Origin of the sequence: Glycomyces terrestris (assembly GCF_003933745.1) — a bacterium.
Taxonomy (GTDB): Bacteria; Actinomycetota; Actinomycetes; order Mycobacteriales; family Micromonosporaceae; genus Glycomyces; species Glycomyces terrestris.
Genome location: NZ_RSEB01000003.1, coordinates 159,938 through 179,414, shown reverse-complemented (window position 1 = coordinate 179,414; position 19,477 = coordinate 159,938). Strand labels below are relative to the sequence as shown.

Below are 19,477 nucleotides of genomic sequence, written 5' to 3'. Positions count from 1 at the left end.
ATTCGTCAAAGGTCCCATGACTCGGATCCCCCAGGCCCGGGTCATCGCACCAGCGGCGAGCACCCCGGCGCCGACCGCGCACGACCTGAACCATGCAATACCCATTTCGGCGGGCCCGCCTGCCGAGAACGGAGGCTGCTTCCAGTGGACACCATGTCGTCCTACGGTGCTCCAACCGGTCCGCTCTCCCCTCAGGGCTCCGCGACCGCGACGTTCTCCCCGCCGCGGGCGCGCGCCGAATTCGACCCCGAAGCCCTCCTCCACGGCATCGAGCGGCTCACCGGCTTCAGCGAGATCGACCGCGGCGCCTACTCGACCGTCTACAGCGCCACGCGCTTCGACGACGGCGCCGAGGTCGCCGTGAAGATCGAGGCCCGCCCCCTCACCGACGACGCCTCCCGCGAGCGGTTCCGCCACGAGGTCCAGACCGCCGGGCGCCTCTCCGACCACCCGTGCGTCGTCAAGATGCTCTCCGCCGGCCTCACCCACCAGGCGAACCCCTACGTCGTCATGGAGCGCTGCCGCGGGTCCGTCGCCGACCTGCTCGACCGCCACACGACCATCCCGCCGCACCGCACGATCGAGATCGGCATCCGCATCGCCGACGCCCTCGCCGCGGCCCACGAGGCCGGGATCGTCCACCGCGACATCAAGCCCGCGAACCTCCTCATCGACCACCACGGCCACGCCGTGCTCGCCGACTTCGGGCTCTCCAGCCTCATCCCCGCCCCCCGCCCGGGCGAGCGGTTCTCGATGATGGCCACCCCCGCCTACGCGCCCCTGGAGGTCTTCCAGATGCGCGAGGTCGGCCCCAGCGCCGACGTCTACTCGCTCGCGGCCACCCTGTACGCGATGCTCAGCGGCAACCCGCCGCGCTTCCCCGCCGACGGGGTCCTCGACATCAACGAGGTTGCGGCCCTGTTCGACCAGCCGATCCCGGCGATCCCCGGCATATCGCCCCTGCTGCTCGAGATGCTGCGCACGGCGCTCATCAACAACCCCGAGGGGCGCCCGACCGCGGTCGAGTTCCGCGAGTTCCTCGCGAGCATCCCCGAGGCGTCCACCGGGATCATCCCGCGCGTCACCGACGAGCCGCCGCACGCGCCCTCGCCCGCCTCCCCAGGGCTCTACGGCGCCTACGCGTCGCCGCCGACCGAGTTCCGCGAGCCCGCGGCCCCCGCGCCCGGCTACGCCGAGCTGGGCGGCCTGCCGGACTCGCCGCAGACCCTCCGCCTCGCCCCGGCCAAGCGCCGCGGCCGCGGACCGGACCCGGAGGCCGCGAACCCCGCGCCGCCGCGCCGCGCCGCCGCGCCCGCCCCCGCTGGCCCCGCGCGCCTCCCCAGCCCGCCCGTGAGCCCCCCGGTGAGCCCGGCCGCGGCCGGGACGCCCTCGGGCGGCCTCGCGAGCGAGACGGCCCGCTGGGAGTCCTTCGGCAGCGGCGGCCACGACCGCAACGACCGCGACTCGCGCCTGCCGGTCCCCGTGCCGCGCAACGAGACCGGCCTGACCCGCCGCGAGCGCCGCCTGAAGGAGGGCGACACCGGCTCGGGCCTGGGCCGCCTCATCGGCATGGGCGCGGTCGGCCTCGCCATCCTCGCCCTGCTCGTCGTCGGCGGCGTGTGGCTCTTCGGCGGCGGCGACGAGCCGACCGACCTGGCCGCGCAGTCCATGGTCGACGACTACGCCCCCGAGTGCACGCTCGCCGTCGAGGGCGCCGGCTGCGTCACCGAGCCGGCCTGCTTCGACGCCGCGTTCGCCGCCGCCGACTGCGACGCCCCCCACGCGTGGGAGGCGTACGCGACCGGCCCGCTCCCCGAGGGGGTCGCCGACGTCGAGGCCGCCCGCGCCGACGCCACCGTGGCGGCCGCGTGCGTGAACGGCCAGGCCGACGGCGGGCCGCTCTCGCAGCTCGTCTCCAGCGACGCGGTCGACTGGACCACGGACGTCCACCTCCCCGGCGACGGCACGTTCCTGTGCGTCGCGCAGCTGGGCGATGGCACCGAGGCCACCGGTTCGACGTTCGCGAGGGCCGGCTAGCCGAGCGAAGCGCGCCGCCCCGGGGCGGCGCGAACGGACGAGGAAGGGCCCGGTGCATGCGCACCGGGCCCTTTCGGCCGCAGGCGGGAGACGTCCTGCGGCCCGGGATCAGAACTCCTCGTCGAGGTCGACCTTGCCCTCCACGGCCACTTGGTAGGCGGTCGGCCGGCGCTCGAAGAAGTTCGTCAGCTCCTGCACGTCCTGGAGCGCCATGAACGGGAACGGGTTCTCCGAGCCCCACTTCTTCGGCATGCCGAGGCGCACGAGGCGCTGGTCGGCGGCGTACTCCAGGTACGACTTCATGTCCTTGACGGTCATGCCCGGCATGCCCTCGCCGATGAGGTCCTCGGCGAACTGGAGCTCGGCCTCGACGGCCTCCTCCAGCATGTCGGTGACCTGCTGCCGCATCTGCTCGTCGAACAGCTCGGGCTCCTCCTGGCGGACCACGTCGACGACGCTGAACGCGAAGTTCATGTGGCAGGACTCGTCGCGGAACACCCAGTTGGTGCCGGTCGCGAGGCCGTCGAGGAGGCCGCGGCTGCGCAGCCAGTACACGTACGCGAAGGCGCCGTAGAAGAACAGGCCCTCGATGCACGCGGCGAAGCAGATGAGGTTGAGCAGGAACTTGCGGCGGTCCTCGCCGGTCTTGAGCTCCTGCATGTCGAAGACCTCGTCGATCCACTTGAAGCAGAAGTCGGCCTTCCGCTTGATCGACGGGATGTTGTTGACCGCGTCGAACGCCTTGGCGCGCTCGTCGGGGTCGGGCAGGTACGTGTCGAGCAGCGTCAGGTAGAACTGCACGTGCACGGCCTCCTCGAAGAGCTGGCGCGAGAGGTAGAGGCGCCCTTCGGGGGAGTTGACGTGCTGGTACAGGTTGAGCACCAGGTTGTTCGCGACGATCGTGTCGCCGGTGGCGAAGAACGCCACGAGCCGGTGGATGAGGTGCTGCTCCTGCGGCGTGAACTTCGCGAGGTCGGTCAGGTCCGAGGCGAGGTCGACCTCCTCCACGGTCCACGTGTTCTTGATGGCGGCCCGGTACTGGTCGTAGAAGTCCGGGTACTTCATCGGTCGCAGGGTCAGGTTCATGCCCGGGTCGAGCAGCATGGGCGGGTCCTCTCGCTTATGGGTTCGCTTGGGGTGCAGGGCAGTTCGAAGTCATGGGGGAGGGGCGGCCCGGGCGGGCCGCCCCTCGCCGGGTCCTACTGGCAGGCCTCGCAGCTCTCCGGGTTCTCCAGGGAGCACGCGATGTCGGCCGGGATGACCTCCAGCTCGGCCGGCTGCGCCACTGCCGCGGGCTGGGCGCTGACGGTGGTCTGGTTGATGCGCGTCGCGGGGCGGCTGCGCAGGTAGTACGTGGTCTTGAGGCCCTGCTGCCACGCGTAGCGGTACATCGACGAGAGCTTGCCGATGGTCGGGCTGGCCTGGAACAGGTTCAGCGACTGGGCCTGGTCGATGAACGGCGTGCGGGCCGCCGCGAGGTCGATCAGGGCGCGCTGGGGGAGCTCCCAGGCGGTGCGGTACCGCTCCTGGAGGTCGGCCGGGATCTCGGCGATGCCCTGCACGGACCCCTCGGCGACGACGATCGCCTGGCGGACCTGCTCGCTCCAGATGCCGCGCTCCTTGAGCTCGGCGATCAGGTGGCGGTTGACCTGGAGGAACTCGCCGGAGAGCGTCTCGCGCTTGAACACGTTGGAGACGACCGGCTCGATGCACTCGGCGCAGCCGGCGATCGACGCGATCGTGGCGGTCGGCGCGATCGCGATCATGAGCGAGTTGCGCAGGCCGTGCTCGGCGATGCGGCCGCGCACGGCGTCCCAGCGCTCGGTGAGCGTGATCCGCGCGTTCGGGTAGTGGTCGATGTGGAGCACGCCCTCGGCGGCGCGGGTCTCGGCGAAGTTCGGGTGCGCCCCGAGCTGCTCGGCGAGGCCGGTGGAGGTCTCGAACGCCACCAGGGCGATCCGCTCGGCGATCGCGGTCGAGAGCGCGAGCGCCTCCTCGGAGTCGAAGGCGAGCTTCAGCTTGAAGAACACGTCGGCGAGGCCCATGCAGCCCAGGCCGACCGGGCGCCACTTGCGGTTGGCCTTCTCGGCCTCGGCGGTCGGGTAGAAGCCGAGGTCGATGGTGCGGTCGAGGAACTTGACGGCGCTGCGCACGGTCGTCTCGAGCCGCTCGAAGTCGAAGCCCTCGGGCGTGCAGTGCTCGGCGAGGTTGACGGAGCCGAGGTTGCACACGGCGGTCTCGGAGTCGTTGGTGACCTCGAGGATCTCGGTGCACAGGTTCGAGAGGTGGATGACGTTCTCTTTGCGCGCGGTCTGGTTCGAGGTCCGGTTCGCGGTGTCGGAGAAGGTCATCCAGCCGTTGCCGGTCTGGGCGAGGGTCCGCATCATGCGGCCGTACAGCTCGCGGGCCGGGATCGTCTTGCGGGCCTTCCCGGCGGCCTCGGCGGCGCGGTACGCCCGGTCGAACTCGTCGCCCCACAGGTCCACGAGCTCGGGGGTCTCCTTGGGGTCGAACAGGGACCACTCGGCGTCGGCCTCGACGCGGCGCATGAACTCGTCGGGGATCCAGTTGGCGAGGTTGAGGTTGTGGGTGCGGCGCTCCACGTCGCCGGTGTTGTCGCGCAGCTCGAGGAACTCCTCGATGTCGGCGTGCCAGGTGGCGAGGTACACGCACGCGGCGCCCTTGCGGCGCCCGCCCTGGTTCACGGCGGCGACGGACGAGTCGAGGGTCCGCAGCCACGGCACGATGCCGTTCGAGTGGCCGTTGGTGCCGCGGATGAGCGAGCCGCGCGAGCGCACGCGCGACCAGGCGATGCCGATGCCGCCGGCGTACTTGGAGAGGCGCGCGACCTGGCTGTAGCGCTCGTAGATCGAGTCGAGCTCGTCCTTGGGGGAGTCGAGCAGGAAGCACGAGGACAGCTGGGCGCGGCGGGTGCCGGAGTTGAACAGCGTGGGCGAGGAGGGCAGGTACGCCAGGGCCGACATGAGCCGGTAGAGTTCGGCGGCCTCCTCGACGGACTGGCTCAGCCCGCACGCGACGCGGAGCATGAAGTACTGGGGGCGCTCGAGCACGGTGCGGTGCTCGGGGTGGCGCAGCAGGTACCGGTCGTAGACGGTGCGCAGGCCGAAGTACTCGAAGCGGTCGTCGGCGGCGTCGTCGACGACGGCGTCCAGGGCCTCCGCGTTGGCCTCCACGAACGCGACGAGGTCGTCGGCGAGGAGTCCGTTGTCGCGGCTGGCCGCGATCGAGGTGGTGAACGAGGTGACGCCCTCGCCCGCGGTCTCCTCCGCGATGTGCTCGGCGAGGAGCCGGGCCGCGAGCTTGGAGTAGGTGGGCTCGGAGGCGACGCTCGACGAGGTGATCTCGACGGCGCGCTCGCGCAGCGCGGTCTCGGTTGCGCCGGGCCACAGGCCGGCCTCGATCTGGGCGATGACCTTCTCGGCGTCCACGTCGGGCAGTCCGGCGGCGTGCGCGCGGATGCGCTCGGCGATCCGGGCGGCGGGGCCTGGCTCGGGTCCGCGCTGCTGCGGAGCGGTGGTGGTGGCGGATGGCGTGGTGGCGAGCCCGGTCATCTCTGCGTCCCCTCGTGACGTGCGGTCTGGCGGCACGGCGGCGCCGCCCTCCCCACGCGGTGGGAGTGGAGTACGACAGCACCGACCTGACAGAGGGGAATCATACATGTTGTGGTCGGACCGTGGGGGCTCCCCAAGATGATGTGTTTCGTCGGTGATTCAGGGCGCGAAACCGCAGCGTGTCCGCTAGGCTCGGAGGTTTCGGCGGAGTCAGACTATGCCCGCCGCCCCGCCCTCGCGGGCCGGAATCGCGGGACCGCGCGAAGGTGTGATCTCCACCGGCGGAACTGCGTTCGACCCCCGCGGCCGGGACTGGTAGCATCGTGCAGTCCGCTCCGGCGGGCGCGCCTCCGTAGCTCAGTGGATAGAGCACTGGTTTCCGGGACCAGGTGTCGCAGGTTCGAATCCTGCCGGGGGCACTCTACGTCAGCCCAGCTAGAGGGCACATTTCCGTTCAAACCACGAGGCGATCACGCCTGCCCCCAGGTGGCCATGAGCCAGAAGGGGGGCTTACGCGACACCGTGTAGACCCTCTCGGCTACTTGTAACCACAGCGCAGCCTCTGGAAGAGGGCGGCTCCTCCTTCCGCGTAGAGCGGCTTCGGTCGAACGGATGATCTCGTGTGCCAAGCGTTCCGCCGCGGGGCGTGGTTTGAGGAGAGGTAGACCTGCCGAGACCTAGCCTGATCCCATGATCGAATTTCTTAGCGGACTTGATTACGGGAGTGTTCCGGCGTGGCTGACCGCTGGAACTGTTGGCATTGCGGCGGCGACCTTCATCATCGCCCAACGCGACCGGATCCTGAAGCCCCCTCGTGGCTCGTCGCTTTGAGGGCGGCATATGACAGACGACGGTGACCCGCGGGAAGTACGCCAACCGGGACGTTTCATCAGTTAGACAGCTCCTTCGCGGAGGCAGTCCCGAGGTTCAATCGCTCCTGCCGCGGGCGGGGCCGTAGCCCCCTTCGGCATTTTCGGTTCGCTCCTCGGCGCCTTCGGAAGGACGGCCGCGGCCACCGCTGAGGAGGTCGCGAGCGCACCGCAGACCCAGAACTCCAGTGCGTACTCGGAGGACTGACGCCCGGAGGCGCCTGCGGCCAGCGCAGTCAGCGCGGCCAGGCCGAGTGAACCGCCGACTTGGCGGGAGACGTTCAGGATGCCGGAGAGCATCCCCGCATCGTCGGGACTCGCCCCGGCGGTGGCGGTCATCGTGATTGGTGCGGAGCACAGGCCCATGCCGCCGGTGATGAGTATTCCGGGCAGGATGATGCCGGTGATCAGGTCGTTTTCCGGTGTGACCGTGGCCTGCCAGCCGAAGCCCGTCGCCGAGACCAGTGCGCCCGTGATCAGCAGGGGACGCGTGCCGATCCGGGTGACCAGCTGCGGCGTGGCCTTGGAGGCGACGATGATGGCGAGGGTGTGCGGCAGGAATGCCAGGCCCGCCTGGAGCGCGCTGAGGTGCAGCTCCTGCTGCATGTAGAGCGAAAGGAAGTACCAGACCGCGAACCCTGCCGCGCCCAGGAGGAGCTGCATGAGGAGGGCACCCGACATCGAGCGGGACTGCAAGGCGGACAGTGGCATCAGCGGCACCCGAGCGAACCTGGCCTGCACCAGGACAAACACGGCCAGCGCGAGCACGCCTGCGGTCACCGGCAGCAGCGCGTGCGGCGATCCCCAGCCGTGCCCCGACCCGTTCAGCACCCCGAACTCCAGCGCCAAGAGCCCGAAGGTCACCGTGATCGCGCCGATGAGATCGAGCCTGCGGGCCCGAAGGTCGCGGGTTTCGGTAAGGAGGCGCAGGGCGGCGACGATGGCGACCGCTCCGATCGGCACGTTGATCAACAGGATCGCGCGCCATGACAGGTGGTCGGTGAGGACGCCGCCGATGAGCGACCCGGCTGCGCCGCCGACCGCTCCGACCGCCGCCCAGGTGGCGATTGCCCTGGCGCGCTGCGGGCCGTCGGGGATCGAGGTGATCAGGATGGTCAGTGTGGCCGGGGAGACGATGGCCGCGCCGAGCCCTTGCAGCGCACGCGCGGCGATCAGCGTTCCGGGTGTGATGGCGAGCCCGCCGATGAGACTGGCGGCGGCGAATGCGGTCAGGCCCGCGACGAAGACGCGTCGGCGTCCGTAGAGATCGGCGGCTCGGCCTCCCAGGAGCAGGAAGCCAGCGAAGGTGAGCAGGTAGGCGTTGACCACCCATTGCAGCCCTTGGGGATCGAGGCGGAGCTCCGACTGCATGGCGGGCAGCGCGACGTTCACGATCGACACGTCGAGCACCATGATGAACTGCGCGAGGCAGACGAGCGCAATGGTCGATCGGATTGAGATGGGCGCGGGAGTGTTCGGCTGGGAGTTCGGGGTGTCGCGGACGGTCGTCACGGTTTGCTGTCGCTTCTCTGCTGGGAAAGGGGACGTGACCGTCCACCGATCCGTGGACGGTCACGTTCTTGGAATTCAGACGGCTGCGACGGCGTCGATTTCGACGAGGAAGCCCGGCCCGAGGCCGGCGACGACGTGGACGGTGATGGCCGGCGGCGGGTCGGCCCGGTTCCACACTTCCTGGAACGCGGCCACGCCCTCGTCGAACGAGTGGCCGTCGGCCACGGCGATCCGCCAGTGCACGATGTCCGCCAGGCTCGCCCCTTCGCTCTCAAGGATGGTCGCGAGGTTGCGGAATGCCTGAAGGGACTGCTCCCCGACGGTGGGGCCCACAAGCTTGCCTTCGGAGTCGACGCCGTTCTGCCCGCCGATGTAGATCGTCTTCGCGGGTTGCTCGACCACGACGGCCTGGCTGAACGCCGGACTCCGATGCAGTCCGGCGGGGTTGATGTGCCGTGCGACCACGGTTGCCTCCTCGACTGATGTAACCACTTAAACTGGTGTTGACTGAGAAACCGATTATAGTGGTTACATGAGAGCAAGTACGACGGGGCGGCTGCTGCACGATCCGAAGGGTGGATCGTTCTGGTTCGATGCCGGGGCGGTCTGCCTGGACTTCGCCCACGCGGGCGGCGAAGGCCAGTACGCAGTCTTCGAAATCCTCCACGAACCGGGCGACCTGGGCGATTGGGTGGCACAGCCGCCGTTGAACGCAGTGGTCACGGTGCCCGTGACGGCCCGTGAGCTGACTGCGGGCAAGGCTCTGCGCCAGGCGATTTGGGATGCAGCGCATGCGCGCGCGGCGGACCGCCCGCTCCCCGAGAAGGCGGTAGCGGTTCTCAACCGGGCGGCCGCCGCCCCGCCGTTGGCCCCCAGGCTCACCGGGGACGGCATCGCCTCTGAATGGGCAGCGCCCGTGCGGGCGTCGCAGGCGCTGTCGACGCTGGCACGGGAGATGATCGCGCTGCTGTCCGGGCCGCTGGCCGAGCGCATCCGCGAGTGCGCGAGCGACAACTGCCCGATGGTGTTCGTTGACTCTTCGCGCCCAGGCACACGACGCTGGTGCTCGATGGAACGGTGCGGCAACCGCAACAAGCTCCGGGCCTACCGCGCCCGAGAAGCCATGGGTTCGTGACGGACCCGCAGAGCACGTCGGGGACGCCGGAGTTCAGCGGCCTTTAATTGCGGTCGTCGGCGACGCGGAGGAGACCGGTGAAATCTGACCGCCACGGATTCGCGCTCCTGACCGAACGCCGCGCTTCAGGTTGAGCTCGAGAGTGGTTGAGGCTCATGGGATCGTGCCTGCGTGACGGTGTGATCAGCGCGGCGGACGAGACGATGGTGCACCTGTGCAGCGGGTTGAGTCCGCGCCTGTTCGCCAAGCTCGTCCGCCAGCTCCGAGCTGAGGGAGCCGACCCCGCGCTCAAGGGCCGCCCTTGGGGTCTGGGCTTTGCTGAACGGGTGCTGCTGGTCACGGCCTACTGGCGCACCAACCTCACGATGCGCCAGCTCGCGGTCCTGTTCGGGACTTCAAAGTCCGCCGCCGACCGCATCATCGACGACCTGGGACCGAAGCTGGCACTGCGGCCCCGCAAACGCTTCGCTCCCGAGACCGTCCTCATCGTCGATGGCACCCTGGTCCCCGCCGAAGAACTACCGCTACTCCACCAGCCACCAGGTCGTCAGTGGATGTTCCGGTGGGAGCAGTCGTGCGCTTTGCAACGAGGCCAGTCGCTGCCTCCCGTCGCGGATTGGTCGAGTCGTGTCAGAATGGCCCGCATGCCTTCAGACCACGAGAACGCCGCCGGACTCGTCGACCAGACGCCGACCGCCGACTACGACGGCTTCGCCGAGGCATTCGCCGCCGAGAACGAATCCAGCCTCCTCAACGCCTACTACGCGCGGCCCGCGATCCTGGATCTGGCCGGGGATGTGGCCGGGCGACGGATCCTCGACGTCGGCTGCGGTGCCGGACCCATTTTTGAGGAGCTCCGTGACCGGGGCGCCATCGTCACCGGCGTCGACCCCAGCATCAAGATGCTCGAGCTGGCCAGGCGGCGGCTCGGCGAGGACGCCGCACTCCAGCAGGCAGACCTCAACGATCCCCTACCATTCCCCGACGACGCGTTCGACGATGTCGTCGCATGCCTGGTCCTGCACTACCTGGAGGACTGGACGGCACCGCTCGCCGAATTGCGGCGCGTGCTGGTGTCGGGCGGGCGGCTCATCGTGGCCGTCCACCACCCCTTCGTCTACAAGTTGTCCTATCCCGACCGGAACTACTTCTCGACCCACGAGTACGGCTTGGAGTGCGATTTCAGCGGCCAGAGCGTCTTGCTGTCGCAATGGCACCGGCCGCTGCAGGCGGTCACCGGGGCATTCATCGAAGCCGGGTTCCGGATTGCGGTCGTCAGCGAGCCGCCCCCGGCGCCCGGAGCCCACGAGAAGTTCCCCGACGATGTCAAGACGCCCGACTCGGCGTTCCTGTGCTTCCTTTTCCTCGTCCTGGAAGCGCCCTGATCACCGCCCCGGAAGATGTTGGGGCGCATGCAATCATGCGTGCGTGACACGGGTGATCAGTGCAGCGGACAAGGCGATGATCGAGACGTTCAGCGGCCTGACTGCGCGGCAGTTCGCCAAGCTCGTTCGGCAACTGCGCGCCGAGGGCGCCGATCCCACGCTCAAGGGCCGCCCCTGGGGTCTCGCATTCGAGGACCAGGTCCTGTTGGTGACCACCTACTGGCGCACGAACCTGACCATGCGCCAGATCGCGGCACTGTTCGGCACGTCGAAGTCCGCTGCCGACCGCATCATCGACGACCTCGCCCCAAACTCGCGCTTCGTCAACGGCAGCGCTTCGCACCCGAGACGATCCTCATCGTCGATGGCACTCTGATTCCCACCCGTGACCACGCGGTGGCCGCGAAGTCGAAGAATTACCGGTACTCGACCAATCATCAGGTCGTCATTCACGCTGATACCCAGCTCGTGGTTGCCGTCGGCATCCCGCTGCCGGGCAACCGCAACGACTCGAAGGCATTCGGCGAGTCCGGCATCGACCACGCCACCCGCACCGCGACCGTGATCGCCGACGGCGGCTACCCCGGCACCCGAGCGATCATCCCGCACCGGCGCCAGAAGAAGGACGAGCCGCTGGTGGAGTGGAAGGAAGCCCACAATGCCTCCCATCGCCACGTCCGCGCACGCATCGAGCACACCTTCGCGAAACTGAAAGTCTGGAAAGTGCTTCGCGATTGCCGCCTCCGCGGCGATGGATCCGCCGAAGCCATGGCTGACGGGTTCTACGGACCAGCACAGTCCAGGAAATCTCAGCTTGCTCGCGAGCCCGTGGTGGACAGCGGAACTCGGGTCTATCTGTGACGATGGAAAGGTTGGCCGAGCCCGAAAGGATGCCATCGTGTTCTGGAGGAGGAAAGCACCGCTGCGGTACTTCCTGTATATCTCAGACGCCAAGCTCGACATGCTTTTCGAGCAGATCGACCCAGCGCAGCGCCGGCGAGTGAGCATGGAGCTCGGTTTGGACTTGAAACTCGCCAGCGTCGTCCTGCGCCAGGGTGATCCGCCGCGCACTGCGCGGCTGGCGAAACTCCGCATCGTAGAGCGCTACATCGACCGGCACCACCAGGTCGGCACAGGGGTGCAGCCGGGGGCGGCATTTTTCCGAGGGTCGATGCCGATGCGCTGGGGGTGGCTCAGCAACGGATACGAGCCCGAGAGTCCGACGAACGGGTTTGACACCGTCTTCTTTCGGGGGCAGGACGCCAACGGCATTGTGATGCTCGCCGGGTCCCGCCGCCACGTGCTCGGCGAAGAGCCTACAGAAGAGAACCAGAGGCTGGTCGCGTATTCAGCCACCCCCAACATCATGGCGGTGATCGCGGAAAACCTCTCAGCACGACCTGACCTCGCCGAAGACTGGCGCCTACTCCGAGCGGATGCCGACATCGGCAACGAAGCTGCGATGGCAGTGCTCGGCCATCCCGAAGACGGGCTGCATGACGCCACCCGCATCAGGCTCAGCGGACCATCACAGGACCTCGAATACCTCGCCGTGCCACTCATCCAAGGCGAGGTTCCCAATGATGCACAGCCTTCTCGCCACACCCGTGCCATCTTGGCCACCCCACTCTACGTGGCAGTCGCCGCTGAAATGTCCCGCAGACGACCACGTCGGCCACCGCGTCCATGACACCTGCCCTTGGCATCTGGGCCCCGACCTCCATCCCCGGCTTCGTCGATCGACGAGCACCCGACCGGCCAGCCTGGCGACGGCGTCGCGGTCGCGATGCTCGGCATTGCCCGCCTGAACAACCTTGCCCGCACCGTCTGACCGAGAGCGGGTCGACGACAGCACCACCATCGATAGCGGGACATCCTCTAGGTGTCGCAGGTTCGAATCCTGCCGGGGGCACCACGCAGAACCTCGACGCCATCCGCATCGCGGGTGGCGTTTTCGCTGTCTCCGCCGTGCTGCGAAAGCTGGTGCGGACCGCGGCTGCATGCGCTCTGAAAGTTCCGGAAGTTCGGTCGGCGGGTCGGGTGATCCTTTCGCGGGTCAACGATGGCGGATTTCGAGGCTTTTCGTGCGAGTCTGGGCGTGAGCTGTGGGTTCACAGGTCGTTTCGGGTCAAGTGACCTTGAAAAGTTCCGATAGTTTTCCGAAACTTATTGACACGTTCCTATGTCCGGTCCACGATGGTGTCTACCGAGAGATAGATGTCTCTCGATGCGGCTCGGGTGTTCTGCACGAGCCGCTCGACACCCTTCCGAGGAGTCAGGATGAAGTACAACCCGCCCCCAAGCATCTTCAGCCGCAGGAATCTGCTGCTCGGCGGCGCAGGCGCGCTCGCGCTCGGGGCCTCCGGGCTGGTCATGCCGAGCGCCGCGCAGGCGCAGCAGGTCATCACCACCAACCAGGAGGGCACCCACAACGGGTACTACTACTCCTTCTGGACCGACACCCAGGGCCGGGCCTCGATGACCCTCGGCGCGGGCGGGAACTACAGCAGCTCCTGGAACGGCGCCAACAACTGGGTCGGCGGCAAGGGCTGGGCCAACGGCGGCCGCCGGATCGTCGACTACAGCGGCTGGGTCAACCACGGCAGCAACGGCTACCTGGCCCTCTACGGCTGGACGTCGAACCCGCTGGTCGAGTACTACATCGTCGAATCGCACGGCCCGTACAACCCCAGCAGCGGCGCCTCGCACCGCGGCAACGCCACCATCAACGGCGGCAACTACTGGCTCGGCCAGTCCACGCGCTACAACGCCCCGTCGGTCGAGGGCACCAGGACCTTCAACCAGTACTGGAGCGTCCGCCAGGGCGCCCGCAGCTCGGGCACCATCGACACCGGCGCCCACTTCGACGCCTGGGCCCGCGCCGGCATGAACCTGGGCGCCTTCAGCTACTACATGATCATGGCGACCGAGGGCTACCAGTCCACCGGCAGCTCCAACATCACCGTCGGCTCCACCGGCGGCGGTGGCGGCGGTGGCGGCGGCGCCTGCACCGCGACGCTGTCGGCCGGGCAGCGCTGGAGCGACCGGTACAACCTCAACGTGACCGTCTCCGGCAAGTCCGACTGGCGCACCACGCTGAACATCCCCTCGCCCGCGAAGGTCATCGCGACCTGGAACTGCAACGCGTCCTACCCGACCGCGCAGCAGCTCGTCGCGACCCCGAACGGCGCCGGGAACACGTTCGGCCTCACCATCCAGGCCAACGGCAACTGGAACTGGCCGACCGTCGCGTGCAGTTAGGCACGCCCGGTCCGGCCGGCGCGGGGGCCCCGGCCACCCAACCGCCGGGTCCCCCGCGGCGACCGCCCGCACTCTCCCCGCGGGCGGTCGCCGCGCTCGCCGTTCCCCACTGGAGCGTGCGCGGCATAGGATCGGCGCATGCGATCGAGACACCCCCTGACCGGCGCCGCCCTCGCCGCCTGCGCGCTCCTGGCCGCCTGCTCGGGCGGCGCCGACGACCTCCCCCCGGCCGACGAGGCGCTGCCCAGCGCGGCCGCCGCGATGGCCGCGGCCGAGTCCGTCCACTTCGAACTCACCGTGGACGGCGACGTCGAGGGGCTCGCGGTCGAGCGCGCCGACGGGGTCGTCACCGCGGACGGCGAGGCCGAGGGCGCCGGCGTGATCACCGCGCTCGGCATGGACCTCGAGATCGACTACACGATCGTCGGCGACAGCGCCTACGTCAAGGGCGCCACCGGCGGCTACCAGGAGATCCCCGTCGGCGACGAGATGCTCCCGTACGACCCCACCGTGCTCCTCGACCCCGACCGCGGCGTCGCCGCGCTCTTGGACGCCGTCGAGTCCGCCACCCCCGAGGACGCCGAGACGATCGACGGCGTCGCGACCTACCGGTACGAGGTCGTGTTCGACCCGGCCGCGTTCGCCGAGTTCCTGCCCGCCGCCGGCGACTGGAACACCGCCACCGTCTGGTTCGACCAGGAGCGCCTCCGCGTCGTCAGGGCCGAGTTCGCCCAGGGCGACGCCACGGTCGCCCTCGCCTTCGACGACTACGACGAACCGGTCGAGATCGTTGCCCCGCAGTAGGGAGCGCCGGCGCCTCGCGCTCGGGGCCGCCGGGGCGGCCGTCCTCCTCGGCTCCATCGACGCGTACGTCCTCGTGAGCGTCCTCGTCGACATGATCGACGAACTCGACATCCCCGTGAACCACCTCGAACGCGCCACGCCCCTGGTCACCGGGTACCTCCTCGGCTACATCGCCGGGATGCCGCTCCTCGGGCGCGTCTCCGACCGGTTCGGGCGCCGCCCCGTCATCCACGCCTGCCTGGCCGCCTTCGCGATCGGCTCCGTCGTCAGCGCCCTCGCCCAGGACCTGGCCCCGCTCGTTGCCGGCCGCGCCCTCCAGGGCCTCGCCGGCGGCGCGCTCCTGCCGGTCACGATGGCGCTCGCCGCCGACCTCTTCGCCGCCCGCCGCCGCGCCGCCGTCCTCGGCTGGGTCGGCGCGGCCCAGGAGCTCGGCGCCGTCCTCGGACCCCTCGCGGGCGCGGGGATCGCGGCGCTCGTCGGCTGGCGCGGCATCTTCTGGGTCAACGTCCCGCTCGCGGTCCTCGCCATGGCGGCCGTCCACGTCGCGCTCCCCGCGGCGGCGCCGCGCCGGGACGCCCGCATCGACGTCATCGGCGGCGCCCTCCTCGCGGTCGCCCTGGGGCTGTTCACGATCGGCCTGTACAACCCCGAGCCGGAGGACGCGGTGCTCCCGGCGTGGGGGCTCCCGGCCATCGCGGGCGGCCTCGCCGTCCTCGCCCTCTTCGCGGTGCAGCAGCGCGTCGCGAAGGTCCGCCTCCTCGACCCCGCCGGGGTGCGCCGCGTCCCGTACGCGGCCTGCCTCGCCGCGAGCGCCGCGGCGGGCGCGGTCCTCATGGTCACCCTCGTCGACACGCAGTTGCTCGCCCAGACCCTCCTCGGCCTCGACTCGGCCGGCGGCGCGCTCCTGCTCACGTGGTTCCTCGCGGGCCTGCCGATCGGCGCGGTCGCGGGCGGCGCCCTCGCCTCCCGCTGCGGCGAGCGCCTCCCCTCGATCGCCGGGTTCGCCACGGCCGCAGGGGCGTACGCGTGGATCGCCGCCACCGTCCCCGACGTCGGCCCCGGCCTCACCGTCGCCGGCCTCGCCCTCGGCCTCACCGTCGCCCCGCTCTCCTCGGCGGCCCTGCGCGCCGTCCCCGCCGACCGCCACGGCACCGCCGCCGCGTTCGCGGTCGTCGCCCGCATGATGGGCATGCTCATCGGCGTCGCGGCCCTCACCGCCTGGAGCCTCCACCGCTTCCAGGAGTCCACGGCCGACCTCGACACCCCGCTCCCGTTCGGCGTCTCCGAGGCCGAGTTCCTCGAACGCCAGGCGGTCTACCTCGACGCCCTCGACCGCGCCCTCGCCGCCCAGTACGCCGACGTGTTCACCGCCGCCGCGGCCATCTGCCTCGCCGGGGCCGCCGCCTCGGCCGCGCTGCCGGGGCGGCCGGACGTGACGCGGGCCGTCGAGGCGGGCTGAGGGCGCCTCCGGCCGGATAGGGTGGCGGCATGGCGGATCTTTCTGTGGTCGAGAACGGCGACGAGCAGCGGTACGAGCTGCGGGACGACTCGGGGGCCGTGCTCGGCTACCTCGAGTACCTCGAGCGCGAGGAGTTCATGGTGCTGCCGCACACCGAGGTCGACCGGTCGCTGCGCGGCCAGGGCTGGGGCGACCGCCTGGTGCGCCACGCCCTCGACGACCTGCGGGCCAAGGGCGCGAAGGCGTACCCCACCTGCCCGTTCGTGGACCGGTGGATGCAGCGGCACGAGGAGTACGAGGACCTCCGCTACCGGCCTTCCTAGCCGGGCCGCACGACTTCCGAAGGGGCGCTAGGCCGCTCTGCCGCGGAGTGTTCACCTGCGCGCAAGGTCCGGGTTCAACTGCCGTTCATCTGCCGATGAAGCATCGACGGTATGCGTCCCCCGGTTGCCCTCGCCCGGCCGACTCGATGCCGTGTCGCGCCCGCCCCCGCAGTGAGCGGGGGCCGCTGATGCTGTCCGCGCTCATCCTGCTGCGCCACGTCGCCGACGGCCCCGACGACCGGCTCACCGACGCCCAGTCCCGGCGGGCCTGGGCGCTCGCCGACTTCCTCCAGCTGTACAACCCCACGACGCTGCTGTCCGGCCCCGGCCGCGCCTGCGCCGACACGCTCGCGCCGCTCGCGAGCCGCCTCGCCCTCCAGGGCGCCGTCGCCGCCGACCTCGCCGCGGACGCCCCCAAGCTCACGCCCGCGCACGCCGCGGTCTGGCTCGGCGCCCGCGCCCTGCGCGCCCTCCCCGACCCGCGCCGCACCGCCGTCGTCTGCGCCGAGGCCCCCGTGCTCGCCGCGCTCCTCGTCGCCGTCGCCGCGCTCGACGGCCACGACCTCGCCGCCCACACCCAGGAGCCCGCCGACGAGCTGCCGCCCGGCGGCGGCTGGGTCCTGCACCGCGACGACGGGCGGCTCGTGGACGTGAAGCCGCTGAGCGTGCGGTAAATCGATTGCAGGCCCAGGTCAAGCCCCGGTAGGGTCGACGGTTCGCCTTTCAGGCACCTCCGGCCGCGCCCCGCGCGCGAGCCACGCACCGTCTGACAAATCCACCGGGGAGACTCCTGTGTCAGAAGCCGAACTCCAGACCGAGATCGCCCACCACGAGCGCGCCCGCGCCTGCATGGCCGCCATGCGCGACCTCACCGAGGCCATCCACCGCACCTACGCCGGCGAATTCGACGAGTCCGGGAAGAACCTGGGCATCGGCGACGTCGGCTCGGACCAGCACTTCGGCTGGGCCATGGCCAACTACACCGTGCCGCGCCTCGCCGACCTCAGCGACCGCGACATCGCCCTGTTCTTCGGCCGCATCTGGATGGACGACGGCGAGGACTTCCACATCGGCCGCCGCCACATCCGCGACGAGCGCAACGACCCGCTCGTCCTCGACTGGCGCGCCCCCCTCGCCGAGCAGTACTACCGCGCCTCCGCCCACGACCGCCGCGACGTCGCCAAGCGCCGCCGCTTCGGCTTCCAGGGCGCGCGCCTCACCGGCTTCGAGGACGAGAACCTCGTCCTCGGCGAAGAGGTCGCCTCCGACATCCTCACCGCCGAGATCGAGCGCCCCCGCACCGGGCCCATGCGCGACATCGTCGCCACCATCCAGCCCGACCAGGACGAGCTCATCCGCCGCGAGGCCGCCGTCAACCTGTGCGTCCAGGGCGCCCCCGGCACCGGCAAGACCGCCGTCGGCCTCCACCGCGCCGCCTGGCTCCTCTACAACTACACCGGGAAGCTCACCAAGTCCGGCGTCCTCATCGTCGGCCCCAACGAAGGCTTCCTCTCCTACATCTCCGGCGTCCTCCCCACCCTCGGCGAGACCTCCGTCTGGCAGACCACCGTCCAGCAGCTCACCGGCGCCCACACCGCCACCGCCGCCGACACCCACGAGGCCGCGCTCGTCAAGCACGACGAGCGCATCGCCCTCGTCTGCGAACGCGCCGTCTGGGGGCACGTCGGCACCGTCCCCGCCGCCCTCGCCGCCGCCGGCGCCGCCCCCGAGGAGGGCCTGCTCATCGCCGACGGCGGCTGGCGCTGGCGCCTCGGCCTGACCTACCTCGAAGAGGCGCTCGCGAACGCCCGCAAGCACTCCCGCACCTACACCGCCGGACGCAAGGCCCTCGAGGACGCGATCGTGCAGGGCGTGCGCCGCCAGGCCGAGATCCGCTCCGGCCACTCCCCGGACGCCAAGTGGGGGACCGGGATCAAGCGCACCCCGGCCGTCCGGTCGTTCCTGGACGCCCTGTGGCCCAAGCTCAACGCCAAGACCGTCCTCAAGAAGCTCTACGGCGACCCGGCGTTCCGCGCCGACGCGACCGCCGGCATCCTCACCGAGGCCGAGGCCGCGCTCCTCACCGGCAGGCCCGCCAGGCCCACCGCGGCCGACCTCCTCGTCTCCGACGAGCTCGAGTCGCACCTGAACCTGCGCGACCCCTCGGCCTCCTTCGGCCACATCGTGATCGACGAGGCCCAGGACCTGTCCCCGATGCAGTGCCGGGTCATCGCCCGCCGCTCCGGGAAGGGCTCGGTCACCGTCCTCGGCGACCTCGCCCAGGGCACCACCCCGTGGGCCGCGGCCTCCTGGGAGGACCAGATGCGGCACCTCGGCAAGGACGCCGTCGAGCACACCGAGCTCACCACCGGGTTCCGCGTGCCGGCCGTCATCATCGAACTCGCCAACCGGGTCCTCCCGCACCTGCGCGTCGGCGTCGCCCCCGCCCGCTCGATCCGCTCCGACGGCTCCCTCGACGTCGTCCCCGCCGCCGACCTCGACTCCGGCGTCCGCGACGCGGTCGCCAAGGCGCTCGACGAGGAGGGACTCGTCGGCGTCATCGCCGCCGACGAGCGCGCCGCGGCGCTCGCCCCCCTCCTGGCCGGCCTCGACCGGGTCGAACTCGTCGCCGCCAGCCTCGCCAAGGGCCTCGAGTTCGACCACGTCGTGGTCGTCGAACCGGTCGAGATCGTCGAGGCGCCTGCCACCGGCGGCGCCACCGTCGAGGGCGTCGGCCTCCGGCACCTGTACGTCGCGCTCACCCGCGCCGTCTCGCGGCTCACCGTCGTCCACTCGCGCCCCCTCCCCGCCGAGATGAACGCCTGAGCCGGCCGGCGTGAACAGGGGGAGGCCGGGTGCGGCCTCCCCCGCAAACTTCATACCGATTCGATCACAATCGGCGGACGCCGCGGCGAACGCGGAGAATGTCGGTGAAACCGCCGATATCCGCGCCTCCCTTCCGGAATCGCCCCGCGCCCCCGCCCACCTGCGCGTCCGCGTCCCGGCCGCCTCCATTCTGCCCCCAATGGACGGTCAATGAGGACAGTTCGGGCGCAGTGGCATCCCGTGCTCATATTCGCCTAGAGCCGCGTGAACCGGCTCGTTCCCGGCGCCCGAGCG

The 19,477-nt window shown here is 70.4% G+C and carries 15 protein-coding genes, 1 tRNA gene and 2 pseudogenes; 14 read left to right on the top strand and 4 right to left on the bottom strand.

Translation table 11 applies throughout. From position 1 onward, the window contains the following. Positions 1-153: 153 nt before the first annotated feature. Positions 154-2,037, top strand: a complete 1,884-nt coding sequence (locus EIW28_RS10755; RefSeq protein ID WP_232013985.1) for a protein kinase domain-containing protein — start codon at positions 154-156, stop codon at positions 2,035-2,037. Between the two features lie 108 nt (positions 2,038-2,145). Here the strand turns inward: EIW28_RS10755 and EIW28_RS10750 are convergent, their stop codons facing one another. Together EIW28_RS10750 and EIW28_RS10745 are read right to left on the bottom strand one after the other, a co-directional pair. Next, on the bottom strand, positions 2,146-3,141 hold the full coding sequence (locus EIW28_RS10750) for a ribonucleotide-diphosphate reductase subunit beta (protein WP_125247723.1): 996 nt from the start codon (positions 3,139-3,141) through the stop codon (positions 2,146-2,148). A gap of 95 nt (positions 3,142-3,236) precedes the next feature. Further along, positions 3,237-5,609: a ribonucleoside-diphosphate reductase subunit alpha gene (locus tag EIW28_RS10745; protein WP_125247722.1), complete on the bottom strand. Its 2,373-nt coding sequence runs from the start codon at positions 5,607-5,609 to the stop codon at positions 3,237-3,239. A 346-nt stretch (positions 5,610-5,955) separates the two neighbouring features. Here EIW28_RS10745 and EIW28_RS10740 point away from each other — a divergent pair. Together EIW28_RS10740 and EIW28_RS24170 are read left to right on the top strand one after the other, a co-directional pair. Further along, positions 5,956-6,028: transfer RNA gene (locus EIW28_RS10740), tRNA-Arg, on the top strand. A 271-nt stretch (positions 6,029-6,299) separates the two neighbouring features. Next, on the top strand, positions 6,300-6,440 hold the full coding sequence (locus tag EIW28_RS24170) for a hypothetical protein (RefSeq protein ID WP_158630365.1): 141 nt from the start codon (positions 6,300-6,302) through the stop codon (positions 6,438-6,440). 62 nt (positions 6,441-6,502) lie between these two features. Here EIW28_RS24170 and EIW28_RS10735 read toward each other — a convergent pair whose 3' ends face one another. Together EIW28_RS10735 and EIW28_RS10730 are read right to left on the bottom strand one after the other, a co-directional pair. After that, positions 6,503-7,990: an MFS transporter gene (locus tag EIW28_RS10735; RefSeq protein WP_125247721.1), complete on the bottom strand. Its 1,488-nt coding sequence runs from the start codon at positions 7,988-7,990 to the stop codon at positions 6,503-6,505. Positions 7,991-8,065: 75 nt separating this feature from the next. Further along, entirely contained in the window at positions 8,066-8,455 is a 390-nt protein-coding gene (locus tag EIW28_RS10730; protein ID WP_125247720.1) for a RidA family protein, read from the bottom strand. A gap of 67 nt (positions 8,456-8,522) precedes the next feature. On the opposite strand from EIW28_RS10730, the gene EIW28_RS10725 reads away from it, so the two are divergent. From EIW28_RS10725 to EIW28_RS10675, 11 genes and pseudogenes are all read left to right on the top strand, one after another. Next, positions 8,523-9,125 carry a CGNR zinc finger domain-containing protein gene (locus EIW28_RS10725; protein WP_197717200.1) on the top strand — a complete coding sequence of 201 codons (603 nt, stop codon included), beginning with the start codon at positions 8,523-8,525 and terminating at the stop codon, positions 9,123-9,125. 155 nt (positions 9,126-9,280) lie between these two features. Beyond that, a pseudogene (locus EIW28_RS10720) lies at positions 9,281-9,674 on the top strand (helix-turn-helix domain-containing protein); the annotation flags it as partial. A 95-nt stretch (positions 9,675-9,769) separates the two neighbouring features. Further along, positions 9,770-10,510: a class I SAM-dependent methyltransferase gene (locus tag EIW28_RS10715; RefSeq protein ID WP_125247719.1), complete on the top strand. Its 741-nt coding sequence runs from the start codon at positions 9,770-9,772 to the stop codon at positions 10,508-10,510. A 43-nt stretch (positions 10,511-10,553) separates the two neighbouring features. Continuing rightward, positions 10,554-11,371, top strand: a pseudogene (locus EIW28_RS10710) (transposase). Between the two features lie 37 nt (positions 11,372-11,408). After that, the gene (locus tag EIW28_RS10705) at positions 11,409-12,200 is read left to right on the top strand and encodes a DUF7019 family protein (RefSeq protein WP_125247718.1); all 792 of its coding nucleotides are present in this window, start codon (positions 11,409-11,411) and stop codon (positions 12,198-12,200) included. Between the two features lie 590 nt (positions 12,201-12,790). Further along, positions 12,791-13,771 carry a glycoside hydrolase family 11 protein gene (locus EIW28_RS10700; RefSeq protein ID WP_125247717.1) on the top strand — a complete coding sequence of 327 codons (981 nt, stop codon included), beginning with the start codon at positions 12,791-12,793 and terminating at the stop codon, positions 13,769-13,771. 138 nt (positions 13,772-13,909) lie between these two features. Further along, positions 13,910-14,575, top strand: coding sequence for an LppX_LprAFG lipoprotein (locus tag EIW28_RS10695; protein ID WP_125247716.1), 666 nt, complete (start codon positions 13,910-13,912; stop codon positions 14,573-14,575). Next, the gene (locus EIW28_RS10690) at positions 14,562-16,034 is read left to right on the top strand and encodes an MFS transporter (RefSeq protein ID WP_125247715.1); all 1,473 of its coding nucleotides are present in this window, start codon (positions 14,562-14,564) and stop codon (positions 16,032-16,034) included. The genes EIW28_RS10695 and EIW28_RS10690 overlap by 14 nt, the downstream gene beginning before the upstream one ends. A gap of 29 nt (positions 16,035-16,063) precedes the next feature. Continuing rightward, positions 16,064-16,357, top strand: coding sequence for a GNAT family N-acetyltransferase (locus EIW28_RS10685; RefSeq protein WP_125247714.1), 294 nt, complete (start codon positions 16,064-16,066; stop codon positions 16,355-16,357). Between the two features lie 188 nt (positions 16,358-16,545). Beyond that, on the top strand, positions 16,546-17,031 hold the full coding sequence (locus EIW28_RS10680) for a hypothetical protein (RefSeq protein WP_125247713.1): 486 nt from the start codon (positions 16,546-16,548) through the stop codon (positions 17,029-17,031). A gap of 175 nt (positions 17,032-17,206) precedes the next feature. Then, positions 17,207-19,183, top strand: coding sequence for a HelD family protein (locus EIW28_RS10675; protein WP_125248327.1), 1,977 nt, complete (start codon positions 17,207-17,209; stop codon positions 19,181-19,183). Positions 19,184-19,477: the final 294 nt, after the last annotated feature.